The 18,965-nt window shown below is 39.4% G+C and carries 15 protein-coding genes; 13 read left to right on the top strand and 2 right to left on the bottom strand.

The window, feature by feature from the left end:
• Positions 1-216: 216 nt before the first annotated feature.
• From budA to JBW_RS13295, 4 genes are all read left to right on the top strand, one after another.
• Positions 217-993: an acetolactate decarboxylase gene (gene budA / locus JBW_RS13310; protein WP_007955343.1), complete on the top strand. Its 777-nt coding sequence runs from the start codon at positions 217-219 to the stop codon at positions 991-993.
• Positions 994-1,146: 153 nt separating this feature from the next.
• The gene (locus JBW_RS13305) at positions 1,147-3,147 is read left to right on the top strand and encodes a methyl-accepting chemotaxis protein (RefSeq protein ID WP_007955342.1); all 2,001 of its coding nucleotides are present in this window, start codon (positions 1,147-1,149) and stop codon (positions 3,145-3,147) included.
• Between the two features lie 368 nt (positions 3,148-3,515).
• Positions 3,516-4,754, top strand: coding sequence for an efflux RND transporter periplasmic adaptor subunit (locus tag JBW_RS13300; protein ID WP_007955339.1), 1,239 nt, complete (start codon positions 3,516-3,518; stop codon positions 4,752-4,754).
• A gap of 24 nt (positions 4,755-4,778) precedes the next feature.
• Entirely contained in the window at positions 4,779-7,931 is a 3,153-nt protein-coding gene (locus JBW_RS13295; RefSeq protein ID WP_007955337.1) for an efflux RND transporter permease subunit, read from the top strand.
• 11 nt (positions 7,932-7,942) lie between these two features.
• On the opposite strand, the gene JBW_RS13290 is transcribed toward JBW_RS13295, so the two are convergent.
• Positions 7,943-8,650 carry an N-acetylmuramoyl-L-alanine amidase family protein gene (locus JBW_RS13290; RefSeq protein ID WP_007955335.1) on the bottom strand — a complete coding sequence of 236 codons (708 nt, stop codon included), beginning with the start codon at positions 8,648-8,650 and terminating at the stop codon, positions 7,943-7,945.
• A 308-nt stretch (positions 8,651-8,958) separates the two neighbouring features.
• On the opposite strand from JBW_RS13290, the gene JBW_RS13285 reads away from it, so the two are divergent.
• The 7 genes from JBW_RS13285 to JBW_RS13255 all read left to right on the top strand — a co-directional run bounded on the left by JBW_RS13285 (position 8,959) and on the right by JBW_RS13255 (position 16,168).
• Entirely contained in the window at positions 8,959-10,041 is a 1,083-nt protein-coding gene (locus JBW_RS13285; protein ID WP_007955333.1) for a Glu/Leu/Phe/Val family dehydrogenase, read from the top strand.
• A gap of 43 nt (positions 10,042-10,084) precedes the next feature.
• Positions 10,085-11,428 (top strand): acetyl-CoA hydrolase/transferase family protein, encoded by a 1,344-nt coding sequence (locus JBW_RS13280; RefSeq protein WP_007955331.1) that lies wholly within the window; start codon positions 10,085-10,087, stop codon positions 11,426-11,428.
• 199 nt (positions 11,429-11,627) lie between these two features.
• Positions 11,628-11,831, top strand: coding sequence for a 4Fe-4S dicluster domain-containing protein (locus tag JBW_RS13275; protein WP_007955329.1), 204 nt, complete (start codon positions 11,628-11,630; stop codon positions 11,829-11,831).
• Positions 11,832-11,846: 15 nt separating this feature from the next.
• On the top strand, positions 11,847-12,917 hold the full coding sequence (locus tag JBW_RS13270) for a 3-methyl-2-oxobutanoate dehydrogenase subunit VorB (protein WP_007955327.1): 1,071 nt from the start codon (positions 11,847-11,849) through the stop codon (positions 12,915-12,917).
• Positions 12,914-13,660: a thiamine pyrophosphate-dependent enzyme gene (locus JBW_RS13265; RefSeq protein WP_007955325.1), complete on the top strand. Its 747-nt coding sequence runs from the start codon at positions 12,914-12,916 to the stop codon at positions 13,658-13,660. The genes JBW_RS13270 and JBW_RS13265 overlap by 4 nt, the downstream gene beginning before the upstream one ends.
• Position 13,661: 1 nt before the next feature.
• Entirely contained in the window at positions 13,662-14,201 is a 540-nt protein-coding gene (locus JBW_RS13260) for a 2-oxoacid:acceptor oxidoreductase family protein (RefSeq protein ID WP_007955318.1), read from the top strand.
• Positions 14,202-14,410: 209 nt separating this feature from the next.
• Complete coding sequence (locus tag JBW_RS13255) at positions 14,411-16,168, top strand: sigma-54 interaction domain-containing protein (protein ID WP_007955317.1); 1,758 nt, start codon at positions 14,411-14,413, stop codon at positions 16,166-16,168.
• Positions 16,169-16,261: 93 nt separating this feature from the next.
• Here JBW_RS13255 and JBW_RS13250 read toward each other — a convergent pair whose 3' ends face one another.
• Entirely contained in the window at positions 16,262-16,864 is a 603-nt protein-coding gene (locus JBW_RS13250; RefSeq protein WP_007955316.1) for a spore coat protein, read from the bottom strand.
• 213 nt (positions 16,865-17,077) lie between these two features.
• Here JBW_RS13250 and JBW_RS13245 point away from each other — a divergent pair, with 213 nt between their 5' ends.
• Positions 17,078-17,638, top strand: a complete 561-nt coding sequence (locus JBW_RS13245) for a hypothetical protein (RefSeq protein WP_007955315.1) — start codon at positions 17,078-17,080, stop codon at positions 17,636-17,638.
• Between the two features lie 173 nt (positions 17,639-17,811).
• Complete coding sequence (gene rlmN / locus JBW_RS13240; RefSeq protein ID WP_007955314.1) at positions 17,812-18,888, top strand: 23S rRNA (adenine(2503)-C(2))-methyltransferase RlmN; 1,077 nt, start codon at positions 17,812-17,814, stop codon at positions 18,886-18,888.
• Positions 18,889-18,965: the final 77 nt, after the last annotated feature.

The following is an 18,965-nucleotide window of genomic DNA, read 5'->3' as shown; positions in this document are numbered from 1 at the left end:
CCTTTTTTGGGAAACTATACCTTTTGGTATACGAAAAAAAATCCATAATGTTTTATACTAACTTATAAAGTGGCTAAAATTTTATTAGCCATCTCTTCTTAGTCACAATGTAGCAAAAAAGATTACACATAAAATAACAGAGGAAGAGGGGGGGAGACTGATAATCATACACGGTATTGTGACTAAGAATATAAGTAAATTAGGGGGCGCATATTTTTGAAAACCATATTACGTACAACAATGACACTAGTATTTCTGATTTATTTTAACGCGTTTGCTTATGCGCAATCGCCAAATGCACTTTACCAAGCTTCTACCATTAATGCCATCTTACAAGGAGTCTATGATGGAGAATTAACAATTAAAGAATTGAAAGATCAGGGTGATTTTGGTATTGGCACATTAAATGGCCTCGATGGTGAACTAATTGGTCTTGATGGAGAATATTATCAGATAAAAGCAGATGGACAAGTACTGAAACTAGAAGGAAATGTTAAAGTGCCGTTTGCGACATCTTTAAATTTTAAACCTGACAGGTTTGCAGAACTTCATGATCTAGACTATGAACAGTTACAGAAATCTTTAGACAAAATAACAAATGATAAAAATTATTTTTATGCGGTCCGTATTGATGGTGTTTTTGAGAATGTAAAAACGAGAGCCATTCCAAAACAGACTAAGCCATATAAAACATTAACAGAAGCAGCAAAAGATCAAACTGTATTTGATCTTAGCAACATAAAAGGCACTGTAATTGGGTTTTGGTGCCCTCAATATGTTAACGGTGTCAATGTCCCTGGCTATCATTTACACTTTATCTCCGATGATCGTAAATACGGTGGACATATTTTAACTGGTAGTCTGAAATCAGGAAAAGTTCAGATTGCTCGTATAACTGACTTCCGCATGGTATTGCCGCAAGATGCTAGTGATTTTGGGAAAGCTGCTTTAAATGAAGACTATAGTGAAGAGTTAAAAGCAGTTGAACAATAAGGTCGAGTATAAACAATAACGATTAATGCCAGTCAGTAAACAAATCTTGCAAACAGGTAGTTTGCAGGATTTGTTTGCTGCAATACTGCTTTTTCGAATATTTTGTATAGTGAGGACTTGTAAAGACTAGAATCAAAAGGAGATAGCTAATCTATGAAAAGTCTGCGCGCTCAATTGGTAACAGCTGTTGCTATCACAATTACAGTTATCCTTCTCAGTGTTATGGGGATCTCATACTGGAGCACATCAAGCATAGTGCAAAGCAACTTAGAGGAAAAGTTTGAAATTAAGGCTAGAGAACTTGCCAATGGATTTGACATACGTATGCAGTTGGAAAAAACAACAATGACTTCATTTGGCAAGCAAGGAACCCATCAGTTTTTAAACCTTACTGGAAATGTTCAAAAACAGTTAGAATTTACTAAAATGATGCATGATGATTTCACGCAGTGGAGCCCTGTCAGCTTTCTTCCTGATTTAACAGGAAAGGAAGTGGCAACAAGTTTAGGTAAAATCGTAGATGCATCAAAGCTTGATTATGTAAAACGGATTCCAGAGGGAAAACCTTTTATGGATAATCCGATTGTCTCTGTAACTACTGGTAAAGCCATCTTAGTCGGAGCTGCTCCTGTTTCTATTAATGGGAAAGTAGTAGGTGCAGTTGTTGGCGGTATTCCTTTAGATGAATTTACGAAAGAGATTGATGAAGCGAAAATTGGTCAAGCTGGCTATACAATATTAATCTCTCCTAATGGTATGATAGCGAGCCATCCCAATAAAGAGCTGGTAATGAAGAAGAATATCGAAGATTTGGGCAATGAACGACTGCTTGAAGCAATGAAAGATATAAAGAATGGTACGAGTGGACATTTTATTGGTCAAGTTGATGGAATTGAGTCGATTGTAGCCTTTGTACCAACTCAGGATCAATGGGGCGTGTTTACGGTTGCGCCCACTGCAGAAGAATTTGCACCTATAAAGCGACTTACCTGGATCTTTAGCGGTCTATTTTTATTAGGGCTGATTATCTCTGTGGCTATTATTAATTTGATAGCAGGCAGAATTGTACGCCCCATAAAAGAAATGGCGGAATACGCAACAGCAGTTGCCGATGGAGATTTAACAGAAGCTACTCTAAAGCAAAAGGATCATACTCAGTACCAAAATAAAGATGAGGTTGGAATACTACGTGCAGCTATGATTCAGATGCGGTCCAACTTGTGGATATTAATAAATCAAGTAGCTAATTCAGTCAATGAAGTGACGAGTTCGTCCATACAAGTAAAGGAAAGTGCAAATCAATCAGCGCAGGCTGCTAGTCAAGTTGCTATTGCAGTAACAGAAGTGGCAGCAGGTGTAGTTCGTGGGCAAGAGGCAACAAACAAAACAAGTAGTATTTTAAGAGGATTAATGGGACAAATCAATGACATGAAAACAAATACAGAAGCCGCAAATGGGATGGCAAATGTTGCTGTTGAAAAAACCAATATAGGTGGTCAAACGGTTCAAGTTGCGGTAAAACAAATGAATAATATCGGAGCAAGCGCAAAAACAGTAAATGACGCTGTCAGTAAATTATCGTTAGGATCTACTAAAATTAGTGAAATAGTACAAATGATATCGGGGATTGCGGCCCAAACTAATTTATTAGCTTTAAATGCAGCAATTGAAGCTGCCCGCGCAGGGGAACATGGGCGGGGATTTGCCGTAGTAGCAGAAGAAGTTCGTAAATTAGCTGAACAATCACAACATGCAACCGGACAAATTATTTCATTAATTCAAGAAACCAATAGTGATGTGGATAGTGCAGTTACGGCAGTACAGCGTGCTGTTGATGATGTACAATCGGGCATTGGACATGTCAACGAAGCGGGAGTGCAATTTTCTGAAATAGCAAATTTAGTAAGCAATGTATATCAACGAACATTGGAAATATTATCAACAGTAGATGAATTATTTGCTAATGGACGTATCATTGAAGCATCATCCAAGGATATCGAAACAGTCATTAATGAAACGGCTTCTCATTCTCAAACTGTATCCGCTGCAACAGAGGAGCAATCGGCATCTATGGAAGAAATTGCGGCATCTAGCGAGCATTTGGCTCATTTGTCAAATGAATTGAAAAATAGCTTAAATAAATTTCGAATTTAATTATATATAATGTTATTTTGATTAAAGAGCTAAGGTGCCTTTCAAATAATTCGAAAGGCACCTTAGCTCTTTAATCAGTAAAGGCTATTAACATAAAGATCAATTCTGTGTTAAAAAATTACCTGTCATATTTTTGTCATATTTTCATGTTATGCTAATAATTAAAATGAATGAGGCTCAGGGAACTTAAAGATAATATAATAACAGAGTAATAGTTGCGTGTGCAACTATTACTCTGTTATTATATTACTTGAGGCTTCACATGAGAAATACTACAAATGACCTAGTATTTCTAAGTATGATATTCAATCGCATTTATGATCACAGTACTTTTAATGTAGAAAAGAATTCACAGGAGAGTGAAACAGGTGGCACAACGTTTAGCAAGTAATAAAAAGAAAGTAGCTATTATTGCAATTACAGCCTTTTCGTTATTGTTTTCAGCTTATCAAGGACTTCATTCGAAAAACGTAGCTAAAGGACAACATTCCGAAGATACGAAACCGCTAGTTGATGTTTTGACGATTCAGCGCAAAGATATGACTAAGACAATTGACTTAACAGGGCAAACTGTGCCTGAATCCCAAGTTGATATTGCTGCAAAATATACAGGGAAAATTACTCAGATTAATGTTGAGCTAGGTCAGTATGTCACGCCGGGCCAAGTATTATTGAGTCAAGACAGCAGTGATATTGACCTTTCTATAGAGCAAAATAATGCAAGTTTTCGCCAGGCGAATGCAGATGCTATTGAAAGTAACGCTACTTTTGAAGCAAATTACCAAAAAGCACAATCGGATTATCAGCATAGTGTAACTACATATCAAAGATATAAACTCTTGTATTCTCAAGGGGCTATTTCAAAAGAAGTACTTGATAATGCAGAACAGCAAATGATTTCATCCAAATCAGTCATGGAATCCTGGTCGAAACAGCTCATGGCAGGAAGTGCAGCTTCTGTTGAATCAAAAAGAGCCAGTAGAGATAAAGCACAAAGTGTTATTGACGCATTAAAGAATCAAAAAGATGACCTTACTCTGCGAGCACCTCGATCTGGTATGATTGGTTTTCGGCAGGCAGAAGTAGGCAACATCGTATCAGCTGGTCAGAAAGTGTTATCTATTGTTGATAATAGTAATATCTATATAGACTGCTCCGTATCAGAGCAAGATATCGGGCAAGTGGTTCTAGGCTTACCTACGACTATAGGGATTGAATCTTTGGGTAAATCATTTACTGGAAAGATTATTTACATCAGCCCATCCATAGATAGTAAAACACAGGCCTTTACCATTCGGATGATCCTTGACAAGCCTGAAGACAGTATTCGAAGCGGAATGTTCGCCCGTACTACGATTAATACGATCCTAAGGTCACAAACCTTATTCGTGCCAAAAGAAGCTGTTTTGTCGTTAAATGGTAAAGATCGCATTTTTGTAGTGAACAGCAGCAATCAAGTAGAAGAACGTATCGTACAATTGGGTTTACGTAATGATAAGAGTATTGAAATTATTAGCGGCATTCAAGATGGCGAGACAATTGCTGTTAGTAACTTAGCAAGACTCAAAACAGGCTCTGCTATTACACCAAACATCCTTGCAGAATAGTCGAATCAGATAGGAAGTGTTATTTTGAATATTACAAAGTTTTCCATACAGAAACCGATTGGCATTACGATGATTATTCTATTCTTTGTTGTGCTTGGTTTATATAGTCTTCATAGTATTGGCGTTGAACTGCTGCCAGCCTTAAATACTCCTTATGTTACTGTTTCTGTTCATTATGCTGGTGCAGGAACAGAAGAAATGGAACAACAAGTTATTAAACCACTGGAGGATTCTCTGTCTTCCGTTGCCCATTTAAAACATATGACATCTACAGCCAGGCCAGAAAATGCTAATATCGTATTAGAATTTGACTTCTCAGCAAATGCAGATATTGCTTCTATTGATGCTACAAAGCAGGTGAACTCGGTACGACGAAAATTGCCAGATGGCATTGATGAGCCAGTCGTTGTAAAACGAGATATAAATGCTACTACGATTTTAGAAATTGCGGTAACATCCAATCAGCCTTTAGCTGAAGCCTACACCAAGGCTGATTCTGTTTTTAAAGAGCGTTTACAGCGGGGCGATGGGGTCTCAGAAGTGGCCTTATATGGTGGCAGAGATAAAGAAATTTCCATTGAGCTTGATAAAGATAAGCTTCGTTTCTACAATGTTGCAATTAATCAGATTGTAAGCAAGATAAAAAGTGAAAATACCTTGCTGCCGTCTGGCAGCGTGTTCAATGATAAGACACAAGCCGATGTACGTTTGCTTGCTCAATATAAAACCCCAGATGAAATCACCAAGTTGCAAGTAACCAATGGGGATAGTATTCCTATACAATTGAAAGATATTGCAACCATTCAAGAAAAGGATAAGCGAGTCAGCCGTTATAGTCGTGTAAACGGATCAGATGCAATTTCATTATCCGTTTATAAAAATAGTGATGCCAGTCTTGTCGATACGGTAAAATCTACTCTACAGCAATTGGAGACCTTGCGTACAGAATATCCGGATTATACCTTTACTGTTGTTACAGATGCATCAAAGTATGTTACCAATTCTTTACATAATACTTTTGGAAGCCTGGTAGAAGGCTTAATTACTACGGGCCTTATACTCTATCTTTTTCTGCGTGGCTGGCGATCTACAATTGCCGTAATAATTGCCATTCCTACATCGATGATATCTACATTTTTTATCATGTATATTGCAGGGTTTTCCTTCAATATGATGTCTTTAATGGGAATGGCTCTTTGCATTGGTGTTTTAGTAGATGATTCTATTGTTGTACTCGAAAACATTCATCGTCACTTAAAAATGGGCAAAGATGCAGTCATTGCGGCTGAAGATGGCCGTAATGAGATTGGTATGGCAGCGATTGCTATCACACTCTGCGATGTTGTTGTATTTATGCCTATCGCATTTATGACAGGAATGACGGGTCAATTTTTTCGTCAATTCGGCTTAACAATTGTCTTTGCCACTTTATTTTCTATGCTTGTATCTTTCACCCTTACCCCAATGCTTGCTTCGCGCCTATTTAAGGGGGGATTGACCGAGCGTCGTGGTGTAGTCTGGGATTTTATGGATCGGATGGAACAAGGTGCAGTCACTAAATATGAGACGGTTTTACGCTGGGGTTTACGTAATAGTAAAAAAGTCATTGCTGCCGTACTGATTTTATTCTTTGTAACTATTTCCTTAATTCCCTTGGGAGTTATTGGTTCAGAATATATGCCACGCACAGATGAAGGTAGTTTTCGTGTCTCAGTAGAGCTACCCGTTGGCCAAAACATTCAGCAGTCAGATCTTGTCGTAAAAGAATTAGAAGAATATCTATCAACCATTCCTGAAGTAACAAATTATCTGTCCAGCGCGGGTACACCTTCCAGTAATAATGGTTCTCTTAGTGTGCAATTGGTTGATCGTAAAGATCGTGATCGGACAGTTTGGCAAATTACTGATCAAGTACGGGCCTATGCAAAGCAAAATTTCCCAAACGTCATTGTAAGGGTGAATGAATCACAATCTTCCGTAGCTGGAGTTTCAGGCGGAGGAGGAGGGGGCGGGGCTCCCATACAAATACAATTACTGGGCTCTAATATGGATAATTTAGTTGCATCTTCGTATCAAACCCAAAGCATACTTTCGCAAATACAGGGAATAAAAGACATCCGCAGTTCTTATACAGAGGGGATGCCTGAAATCCAAATGACGATTGATCGTGACAGATTAAAATTTTATAATAGTTCAGTAGCTGAAGTTGCAAATGTTTTTAATGCTGCAATCGCTGGACAACAGGCTGGCGTGTATGCTAATGATCCATTTAATGATGGTCAAGATACGGATATTACAGTTCGCATTAAAGGAAGTGATGGCTTTGCAATGCAGGACATTCGGTCACTGCCGGTTATGGCTGGCAACCATCAAATATCTTTAGGAGACATTGCTGTCCTGCGTGAAGGTACGGGACCAGTCATGCTGCAACGGGTAGACAAGCAACGTTCCATAACGATACAAGCCAATATAACCGATCGCCCTTTAAATGAAGTATTACAAGAGATTACAAAGAAACTGACACCCAAAGATCTAGGTACTGGTATTAGCTATCGCTATACGGGTCAGGCAAATAGTATGAGTGATACCTTTGGCCAAATGTTTCAAGCGCTGGGCTTATCGCTTATATTAGTTTATATGTTGCTAGCTGTTCTATACGAGTCGCTCTTAACTCCATTTATTCGTATGTTTTCTCTTCCACTAGGGATGATAGGGTCACTGTTATTCCTATTGATTACTAATAATACCATCAATCTATATTCTCTCATTGGTATATTGGTCATGGATGGCTTGGTTGCTAAAAATGGAACCTTGCTCCTAGATTATACAATAACGCTAATGGATCGAGGCGTTGGGGCTTTTGATGCCATCATTGAAGCCGGCAAAACAAGATTAAAACCAATTTTTATGACGACGATCACCATGGTTGTTGGTATGCTGCCCACAGCATTAGCATTAACAGAAGGTTCGGAGACAAGAGTCAGTATGGCATGGGTTCTAATTGGCGGTTTATTAAGTTCAACCGTGTTTACGCTGCTGATTATTCCGATTATTTTTCTATTCTTTCAGAACCATCCTATCAATTTTATGAAGAGGCTGAGTCTTCTTTCTAAATGGATCAAAAATCCAAATAAGAAAACTAATTTCCCTTTCCTATACAATAAAAAGGAACTTTAATAAGTTCCTTTTTATTGTATGAAATATTGTTTAATCCCGTTGTAAATTCCTATAGCTACCTTTTTATTAAAATCACGATTGATAAGTAGTTTTTCTTCTTTTGGATTAGAAATAAAAGCAGCTTCTGTTAGTATGGCTGGCATGTTTGTATTTTTGAGAACATAAAAATCACTTGGCTGAGAGCCTCTATCATACAAATTCAATTGACTCACCATATTGTCCTGAACGAAACGGGCAAGATCATCGTTACTGCCTGGGCAGAAATAGGTTGTTGTACCAGTTCCGTGTTCGGCAAATGCATCGGTGTGAATGCTGACAAACAAGTCAGCATTTGCCTGATTGGCGATATCGACGCGAGCTTGCAGTTCGTCAATGTCTGAAGAGCCGTCTGTGGCAACATCTCGATCAGACGTCCGAGTCATAATGACAGTTGCTCCTCCGGCAGAAAGTAAGTCACGTAAGTCGCGAGCGATTGCCAGTGTAACATTTTTTTCGGCAACATTGTTGGGACCAATGGCACCAGCATCACTACCGCCATGGCCAGGGTCAACAACGATCACTTTGTTTTTGAGGGGCTTCTTGGCTTGATATTCTCGAATCGCATTGATGTTTTGACTCTGGGAACCATATGCAGCGGCACTAGCTGTAATGGAGGTTGAGATCATTCCAAGTACCAGCAGAGCTATAAACGTAAGAGGCAATCGTAGCTGTCTTTTCATTTATTCATCCTTACTCATTATAGATTTTAGTCAGTTAAGTAAATTATACTCTATATTCATTCCCTGTGGTTAACGTAATATTTCCCATTGATAAGATACAATAAAGGCGATTACTTGATATAAAGCTGCAAGAGTTAGCCTGCAATATTTTGCAGGCATGCTAAATGTTGCAGAGAGATTGGTCAGGCTTGTGCTTTGATTTATAGTGATTTTGCTATAAGGATGAATTAAATCTGATTGGCATGTTTCTTGCAATTTACTTGAAAAAGTTAGAAAATTTAAATTATTATTCTAAAGGGGGAACCAGTATGGAAATTATAAATTCTATGGAGAATTATGACTATGAGCAACTTGTCTTTTGCCAGGATAAGGCGTCCGGTTTGAAGGCCATTATTGCGATTCATGATACGACGCTGGGGCCAGCATTGGGCGGGACGCGAATGTGGCCCTATACCAGTGAAGAAGAGGCTGTTATTGATGCATTGCGACTAGCTCGTGGCATGACTTTTAAAAACGCTGCAGCAGGTCTTAATTTTGGTGGAGGAAAAACAGTCATTATTGGCGACCCAAGAAAAGATAAAAGTGAGGCATTGTTTAGAGCCTTCGGCCGATTTGTTGAAAGTCTCAATGGACGTTATATCACTGCGGAGGATGTAGGAATCTGTGTCGAGGATATGGATATTGTGAGCCAGGAAACGAAGCACGTTAATGGCGTAGGAGCCATAGCTGGATCTAGCGGCGACCCTTCTCCAATCACTGCTTTTGGGGTATTAAAAGGCATACAGGCCTGTGCTAAAGAGGTTTGGGGAATTGAACAGCTGAAAGGGAAAACAGTGGCACTTCAAGGACTTGGTCATGTAGGTTATTATCTGGCTAAACATCTGCATCAAGAAGGTGCTAATCTTATTGTAGCTGATATTAATGAGCACAACGTGGAACGTGTGGTAAAAGAATTGGGAGCGACAGCGGTTAATCCCGATGCTATTTATGGTGTAGAATGTGATATTTTTACTCCGACAGCTCTTGGAGCAATCATTAACGACCATACCATCCCACAGTTTAAGTGCCGTATTATTGCAGGTGCCGCTAATAATCAACTTGGAGAAAATCGTCATGGAGATCTACTTCATAGTAAAGGAATCTTGTATGCTCCTGATTATATCATCAATGCTGGAGGGGTAATTAATATAGCGGATGAATTGAATGGCGACTACAATAAAGAACGAGCCTTAAGAGCTGTTGAAATCATTTATCGGAATATTGAAGAAATTATTGCTATTTCAAAACGGGATAACATACCTACTTATAAGGCAGCTGACATTTTAGCTGAACGGCGGATCGATATATTAGGAAAAGTGCGCAGTACTTTTTTATCACCTGCTAGAAGATGATTATTAAAAAACCAGGCTGGAATAAATTTTATGGAGGAAGCAAATGAATTATATACAAGAGTATCGTGCTAAATTGACCACGGCAGAAAGAGCAGTTAAAGTCGTTCAGCCTGGTGATTGGGTTGATTATAATTTTACGTTAGCCCAACCCGTGGCTTTAGATAAGGCACTAGCAGCACGAAAAAATGAACTAGTCAATGTGAAGGTAAGAGGAGGCTTTTCATTAAGGCCTTTAGAAATTGTTAATGCCGATCATGAAAGAGAACATTTCTTTTATAATAGCTGGCACTTTAGTCCTTATGAGAGAAAATTGAGTGATCGAGGTCTGTGCAACTATATCCCAATGATTTATCGCAACAAACCATTATTTTATCGTAAGAGTTTGGAAGTAGATGTAGCAATGTTTTCAGTGGCCCCAATGGATAAACATGGATACTTCAATTTTTCTCTCACTAACTCTGCATCCAGGGCTATCTGTGAGAAAGCTAAAATTATCATACTAGAGGTAAATGAAAAATTACCGATTGCTTTGGGAGGACAAGAAAATTGTATTCACATTAGTGATATTGACTACATAGTAGAAAGTAGTAATCCAGATTTGCCAGTCATTCAATCTGCGGAAGCTACAGATACGGATAGGAAAATTGCTAAGTTGATTATAAAAGAAATAAATAATACATCTACAATTCAATTGGGTGTGGGGGGGTTACCCAATGCGGTAGGTACAATGATTGCTGAGTCTGATCTAAAAGATTTGGCTATACACACGGAAATGTTAGTGGATGCCTATTTGATAATGGCAAAAGCAGGTAAAATCACCAATCGATATAAAAACGTTGATAAAGGAAAAGGTGCTTGGGCTTTCTGTGCCGGAAGCCAAGAATTATATGATTGGGTTGATGGAAATAGCGGATTAGCCTCCTATCCAATTGACTATACCAATGATCCAAATGTGATGGCGAATATTGATAATCTTGTTACCATTAATAGTTGCGTTGAAGTTGACATTTTAGGACAAGTGACAGCTGAAACATCCGGTTCTCGTCAGATCAGCGGCACGGGCGGACAACTTGATTTTTTGAACGGAGGTTATTTGTCCAAAGAGGGAAAAAGCTTTATCTGTTTTAATTCTACCTTCATTGACAAAAACACGGGATTAATGAAATCGAGGATAGTCGTAGATCTGCCCACGAATGCAGTAGTAACAGATCCGCGTACACAAGCTCATTATTTTGTAACAGAGTGGGGGATGGCTAATTTGGCTGGACGATCAACTTGGGAGAGGGCAGAGAGGATTATTGAAATTGCTCATCCTAATTTTCGTGAAGAGTTAATTAAAGGCGCCGAGAAGTTAGGGATATGGCGTAGATCCAACAAAATTAGTTAATGGATTGTGTATAGTCTCTCAGAAAGTCCCATTTTCAGGACGGTAAAGGATGAGCATAACTAACGCTCTAACCTTCTACTTACCTATGCTTTATAGTTATGCTTCTCCTTTGCCTGTCTACGGCCATATATGCTTGTTTTACGAGAGTATTCTATAAAGCGGAGAGGAAAATCGGTATGGGAAACAGGAGGAATGAATCATGCCAAGACCGGTATTTAATCAAGAAAGATGTAAAGGCTGTGGACTTTGTGTTGTGGCCTGTAAAAAAAATATCATTGTGATTAGTGATTCTCTAAACAGCAAGGGCTATCACTCAGCAACTTGTTCCGATGAATCCGCGTGTATCGGCTGCATAATGTGTGCTAAAGCTTGCCCGGATGTGGTAATTGAAATTTATAAATAGAGGGGAGTGGTGAATATGTCTGAAACAAGACTAATGAAAGGGAATGAGGCTATCGGCGAAGCCGCTATTGTTGCTGGCTGCAGATACTATTTTGGATATCCGATCACGCCACAAACCGAGTTAATGGAATATATGGCAAAGAGAATGCCCCAGATTGAGGGAGTATTCTTGCAAGCAGAAAGTGAAATTGCGGCCATTAATATGGTATATGGTGCTGCTGGCGCAGGAGCGCGTGTCATGACCTCGTCATCTAGCCCAGGAATAAGCTTGAAAGCAGAAGGTATTTCATACTGCGCCGGAGCAGAGCTTCCTTGTGTGATTGTTAATATTATGCGGGGGGGCCCTGGACTTGGCAGTATTCAACCGTCTCAGGCAGATTACTTTCAGGCTACGAAAGGTGGAGGGCACGGTGATTATCGAAATATTGTTCTGGCTCCCAACTCTGTGCAAGAAATGGCAGATTTAACAATGCTCTCCTTTGATTTAGCGGATACATATCGCAATCCGGTAATGCTGCTTGGTGATGGTGCTCTTGGACAGATGATGGAACCAGTGAACCTTGAAGAAAGACCTTTTGTTCCACAGGAAAAATCTTGGGCCGCTAATGGGCTGGGAAAACGAACAAAGCCCAACATCATTAACTCGTTATATCTTAAGCCAGAGCAACTAGAAGCACATAATATCCATCTTCAGAATAAATACCAAAGGATAATAAAACAAGAATGCCGCTGGGAAGAATTTAGCGTAGAAGATGCGGAATTAATCGTAGTGTCTTATGGCATTACCTCCAGGATCGCTAGATCGGCTATTGAAATGGCTAAACGAGATGGACTTAAAGTGGGACTCTTTCGACCGATAAGTCTATGGCCATTTCCTAGTGAACGATTATTAACATTGGCCAAACAGACAAGGGCCTTCTTAGTGACAGAGCTTAGTGCCGGACAAATGATAGAAGATGTACGCCTTGCCACAAGACAAATTAAACCAGTCCATTTTTATGGTCGTATGGGTGGTATGATGCCGAGTTCCAGAGAAATATATAATCAAATCAACCTCATCGTGAGAGAAAAGGAGGCAGTGAAATGAACTCTAAACTTTATGCAAGATCAGAATCTTTAACTGATGCTCCTTTTCATTATTGCCCTGGATGCCAGCATGGTATTGTTCATCGAATCATTGCTGAAGTTATTGATGAATTGGGAGTCCGGAAGCAAACAATTGGCATTGCTCCTGTAGGATGTTCGGTCTTGGCTTATGAATATTTTAATTTTGACATAGTTCAAGCTTCTCACGGGCGTGCGCCTGCGGTTGCAACAGGCGTAAAGAGAGTATGTCCAGATTCCACCGTATTTACCTACCAAGGTGATGGTGATCTTGCTTCGATTGGATGTGCTGAAGTGGTGCATGCTGCTGCCAGGGGAGAAAGAATTACGACTATTTTTATAAACAATGCTATTTATGGGATGACTGGAGGGCAGATGGCCCCTACCACATTAGTAGATCAAGTAACGACGACTTCACCTTACGGGCGCAATGTGAATCAGGCCGGGACTCCTTTATGTATATCCGAGATGCTGTCCACGATACAAGGCGCTCGGTTCATTGCCCGGGTTGCCGTTAATAATCCATCGAATATGGCAAAAGCAAAAGCTGCCATCAAAAAAGCATTTCAGCTGCAAAACAGTGGGGAAGGTTTCTGCTTGGTAGAAGTGTTATCTACCTGTCCTACCAATTGGGGTATGACGCCTCTTGAAGCGGTCAAATGGTTGGAAACAAATATGATACCTCAATATCCTTTGGGCGTATTTAAAGATGCAGGAGGAGAGTAACATGACTCACGAGATGATTCTAGCAGGGTTTGGCGGGCAAGGTGTTATGGTTATGGGGCAATTGTTAACCTACGCTGGAATGTTGGAGGGGGCGCATGTCTCCTGGATTCCTTCTTATGGTCCAGAAATGCGGGGGGGTACAGCAAACTGTTCGGTTATTATTTCCCAAGAACCAATCGGTAGCCCGATTGTCACGGAAGCTACAGCAGTGGTGGCGATGAATTTACCTTCATTTGAAAAGTTTGAGTCTTCTTTGTCTTCTGGTGGAATCTTGGTATTAAATAGTTCTTTAATTGATCGCCAAAGTAAACGGGATGATATTAAAACCTACAACGTTCCTGCTAATGAAATTGCTAATTCCTTGGGAGATGCAAGAATGGCGAATATGGTTGCTTTAGGAGCACTCAATGCAGCTCTTGGTTATATAGTGGATACTTCACGAATTATGGAAGCATTCAAGAAAATTTTTGCGAAAAAACCTGGCATTATTGCATCGAACGAGCTGGCAATATTAGCAGGGGTCAAACATATAACTGGTTAATAAAGGGAAAGGATACTTGCAGATATAAAGAAGATGTGACTAAACAAGTACGCAATTTTTTGCATATTACAATGCATAAAATTGCGTACTTGTTTATATTAATTTACAAATGAAACAGGAATTTATAAGTTAATATGGAAATATGCGCTATAGTAGGGTTATTGTTATGTATCTCATTTCTGGTACTATATTTGTGCGGGGGAGAAAATATGAAGTGTATAGATAAAAGTGCCTTTCAAACTGCATGGGACTTTGGCAGCCGTCAAATGAGAGATCTTTTTAATTCAACAAGTGATGGAATGATTGTCGCCAATGAAATGGGTGTCATTATTCTTATTAACATAGCAGCAGAGAGGATACTGGGCATACCTGTGCAAGATGCATACGGACAGCTTGCAAGAGACGTTATTACCGGCAGCCGTCTCGATTGTGTATTGGAGACAGGAATTGCTGAGCTTAATCAAAAGCAAATGATCGGTGAAACATACATTGTCACGAATCGCGTTCCACTGCGGGATGAAAAGGATCAAATTGTGGGCGTGGCTGCAGTATTTCGAGAATTTACCGAAGTAGAGCAGTTAATGGAAGAACTTACCTCCAGAAATGAAATGCAGAAATTTTTAGAAACGATTATAGATGTTACCCAGGATGCCATTTCAGTGGCGGATCAAGAGGGAAAGATTATTATGGTGAATCAGGCTTATACTCAAGTCATTGGAATGCCCAAGGAGGAAGTAGTCGGCAAGTTGTCTACTGTTGATATCCGAGAGGGAGAGAGTATGCACTTGCAGGTGGTGAAGACTTTGGATGCGGTACGTGGAATTCCCTTAAAGGTGGGACCAGGCAATCGAGAGGTTTTAGCAAGTGTCTCGCCGATTATTATTAAAGGTAAATTGCGTGGCAGTGTGGGGGTCGTTCATGATGTTTCCGAAATTAAGCGACTTAGTAAGGAGCTAGCCCGTACACGAATGCTGGTGAACCGATCTCAGTCACGTTATACGTTTGAAACTATAGTGGCAACGGATGCAGCCATGTCCCTTGCCGTAGAGCAATCGCGTCACGCTGCAACAACACCAGCGACAATACTGTTATCCGGAGAAAGTGGAACTGGGAAAGAGGTATTTGCTCATAGCATACATTTTGCCAGCCATCGAAATAATAAGCCCTTTGTTCGGGTTAATTGTGCAGCGTTGCCGGAGACTTTATTTGAGAGTGAGCTTTTCGGCTACGAAGCAGGGGCCTTCAGCGGTGCTTTACGAGGCGGGAAGAAGGGATTATTTGAAGAAGCAAACGGCGGGACTATTTTTCTAGATGAGATCGGTGAGATCCCTTTGATGGTTCAAGCAAAGCTCTTAAGAGTTTTACAAGAGCGTGAGTTCACGAAGGTCGGTGGGGTAAAATCCAGGAGTATTGATGTGCGGGTAATTGCTGCTACAAATCAAAATTTGGATGTTGCAGTGAAAAAAGGTTCCTTTCGCGAAGACTTGTACTATAGACTAAATGTCTTCCCCATTGTCATTCCGCCATTGCGTCACAGAATGGCAGATTTACCACAGTTAATTGTGCATATATTAGAAAAGCTCAATCAAGAATACGGAAGGAATGTAACCGCAGTTTCCCCTGAAGCGATTGCCGTATTTCGTGAATACTTGTGGCCGGGCAACGTAAGAGAGCTGGAAAATGTTCTTGGCCGAGCATTGATAAACATGCAATTTTCTGAGACGACAATCTTAAGTAGACATCTTCCACCATTTTTTCGAGAAATAAAGGTTGCTCATATCGTGGATACGCATTTTCCTCACAGTAGTTTAACCCAAATGCTGGAGGCAGTAGAACGTAATATTATTGAAGATTGTTTAAAAAAGAACGAGGGAAATAGAACACAGACTGCACTCCAATTAGGAATTGCGATTCGTAGTTTGTACTATAAAATGGAAAAGCTTAAAATTAAAAGTGAAGTTATCTAGAACGTAACAAAAAACATAAAGATCAAGGGTTGCGCGAAAATGCAGTCCTTGATCTTTATTTGAAGCTGCATTAAAAGCAGTTTCATACCATTTTTATTGATATTGCATTTCTGACAGGGGTTGATAAACATGCATGGCGGAATGCATCGTGTTGGCTTGCATAGTTGATAAGTGGTGCATCGCTCTTTGATGCATATGCATTAACATATCATAAACCATATTCATACATGAGGTACAACAATTCATGACCATCTTCCGCATAGTATCATCAGAGCAAGACATGGTTGCAACGCTCAAAGACATAACACATGCTTTAAGCGAACTTGCCATACAACATACCATATCACGCTCATCTAATCGGCTGGCATTCATGTTGATTGGTTGATGCATTTGATTGATACTGGATTGCCAGCTCATGATGCGATCGGGCATGATTTGGTTAATTTCTTTGGTTTGCATATATTTGAGGATATTATTACACATGCTCATCATATGCTCCAACTGCCTGTCCATCATAGACGTCATTTGGGGTTCTCTAACTTGAGGACGGTACATACGAAATGTATTCATGCAGTTGACCATTGTTGTTATAGCTTCGCCAACATGCACCATTTGATGAGCTTCTACCAGCATGTGTCCCCTTCCCATTTCACCCATTTTTTGTGCTTGTAGTGAACGTTTCATTCCATAGTTCATAAAAAATACCTCCTTAAATTTTACATCCTGTGACATTTTTCCCTATTCGAGTTTGAAATATTCTCTAATTTTAAGAAAAGGTAGAAATTTATAATTGTGAGTGTCATTTAGTTATAAACTTAGAAGGGGAACAATGAAATATGGAGAATATTGGGCTGTAGGAGATATTTTTAAAACGAATGATGCGTAGAATTTTGATATCAGGAGGATGAAATGAAAAGATGGAGGCTTCTAGTTCTTGCTTTTCTGGCTGCATTTTGTTTGAACAGCTATGTATTTGCGTCTTACTCTCCTAATCTTGAGGAAAGACCGATTGCTTTTGATCCAGGTAAAAGCATGGGATATTTTTTATGGCAGGATAAAGAAGGGTTACACCTGAGAATCACGTCTACTGGAATCCCTCATACTTTCAGTGGAACGGTTCGTACGGATGGGAGATTTGAGAATGTTTTAGGAAAATATCAGGGTGGAAATGAAGACTATTTTGAAGTTAATAAAAGCCAGAATAAAATCATATATAATTTTACGACTGCCAAAGACGAAGAGGGACTTGATTTTCAGCTTTCTTATGGGAGCTATGTGAAATTTAGTTTATCGTTAGATGGAGAATCCATTGATTCGGAACAAATTTTTATTGGGAAAGATGGATGGCATCCTGCCAGGTATGAGTTTACTCTTCGACAAGATGGCGAACATTTAAAATACGCTGATGGTGAAAAGGTTGTAATCATTGGTGGTGGTTTTTGGTGGCCTAGAGGGGATGGTCACAGGTGATTTAGTATGTTTTTGATATTTTGGGACTTTATACGCGCTATCGGCAATAGCGCGTATTTTGACTCCTCTTGTTTTAATAATAAAAATTTGGGATAATAAGAAACAGATTGGTAGGCTCCAAATACCTAATGATAATAAAAGAGATTTTTATTAGTTTGAAAAGAGGACAACGAATGGACAAAGCATCCTTTTATGGATTGACATTAAATCAACTAGAAACATGGCTTATAGAACGTGGACATAAAAAATCTCGTGCAGTGCAAGTATGGCAGTGGATTTATCGGAAAAGAGTAATGCATTTCTCCGAAATGACTGATGTCAATAAAGAGTGTGTTCAATTATTAGCAGATCACTTTGTCATCGAAACACTAAAAGAACACTGTAGGCAAGAAGCTGCAGATGGAACGGTCAAATTTTTATTTCAGCTGTTTGATGGCAATTTAATTGAAACCGTTCTAATGAGAAATAAATTTGGTTTGTCGGTTTGTGTTACAACACAAGTTGGCTGTAATATTGGGTGTGGTTTTTGTGCAAGTGGCTTATTAAAGAAAAAACGCGATTTGACCAGTGGCGAAATTGTGGAACAAATTATGAAAGTCGAACAGTATTTAGAGCAAGAGAATCAAGAAGAAAGAGTCAGTCATGTTGTAGTGATGGGAATTGGCGAACCACTTGATAATTTTGTAAATCTAATCGATTTTTTATTAATTATCAAAGAGCATAACGGCCTAGCCATTGCTGCAAGGCGGATCACCGTATCAACCAGCGGACTTGCAGATCGAATTGTTGAATTTGCCGATACGAATTTGCAGGTTAACTTAGCAATTTCTCTACATGCGCCAAATAATGAACTTCGATCGCAGATCATGAAAATAAACCGTGTTTTTTCTATAGAGAAAATAATGCAGGCTGTTGATTACTATCTGTCAAAAACCAATAGAAGGATTACGTTAGAATACATTCTCCTAAAGGATATGAATGATAGTAGTCAGCATGCTCTTGAACTTGCTGAGTTGATTGGTGATAGAAAGAAAAGTGTCAATGTAAACTTAATCCCTTATAATCCAGTAGACGAGCATAGTCAATACCAAAGAAGCGAGCTAGAAGCCATGCGGACGTTTTACGATATACTGAAAAAGAATGGTATTCATTGCAGCAAGCGTCTCGAGCATGGAACCGATATTGATGCTGCTTGTGGGCAGTTAAGAAGTAAACAAATCAAAGAAGCCAGGAAAAATAATCATGGTTAACAAACATATTTATTAAGGGGACCTCCTGCACCAATTCGAAAGGAATTTTTTGTAGGAGGTTTGTATTTTAGAATTCT

This window comes from Pelosinus fermentans JBW45 (assembly GCF_000271665.2).
Taxonomy (GTDB): Bacteria; Bacillota; Negativicutes; order DSM-13327; family DSM-13327; genus Pelosinus; species Pelosinus baikalensis.
The sequence above is the reverse complement of the archived record's forward strand: the minus strand, read 5'-3'. Positions and strand labels throughout refer to the sequence as shown.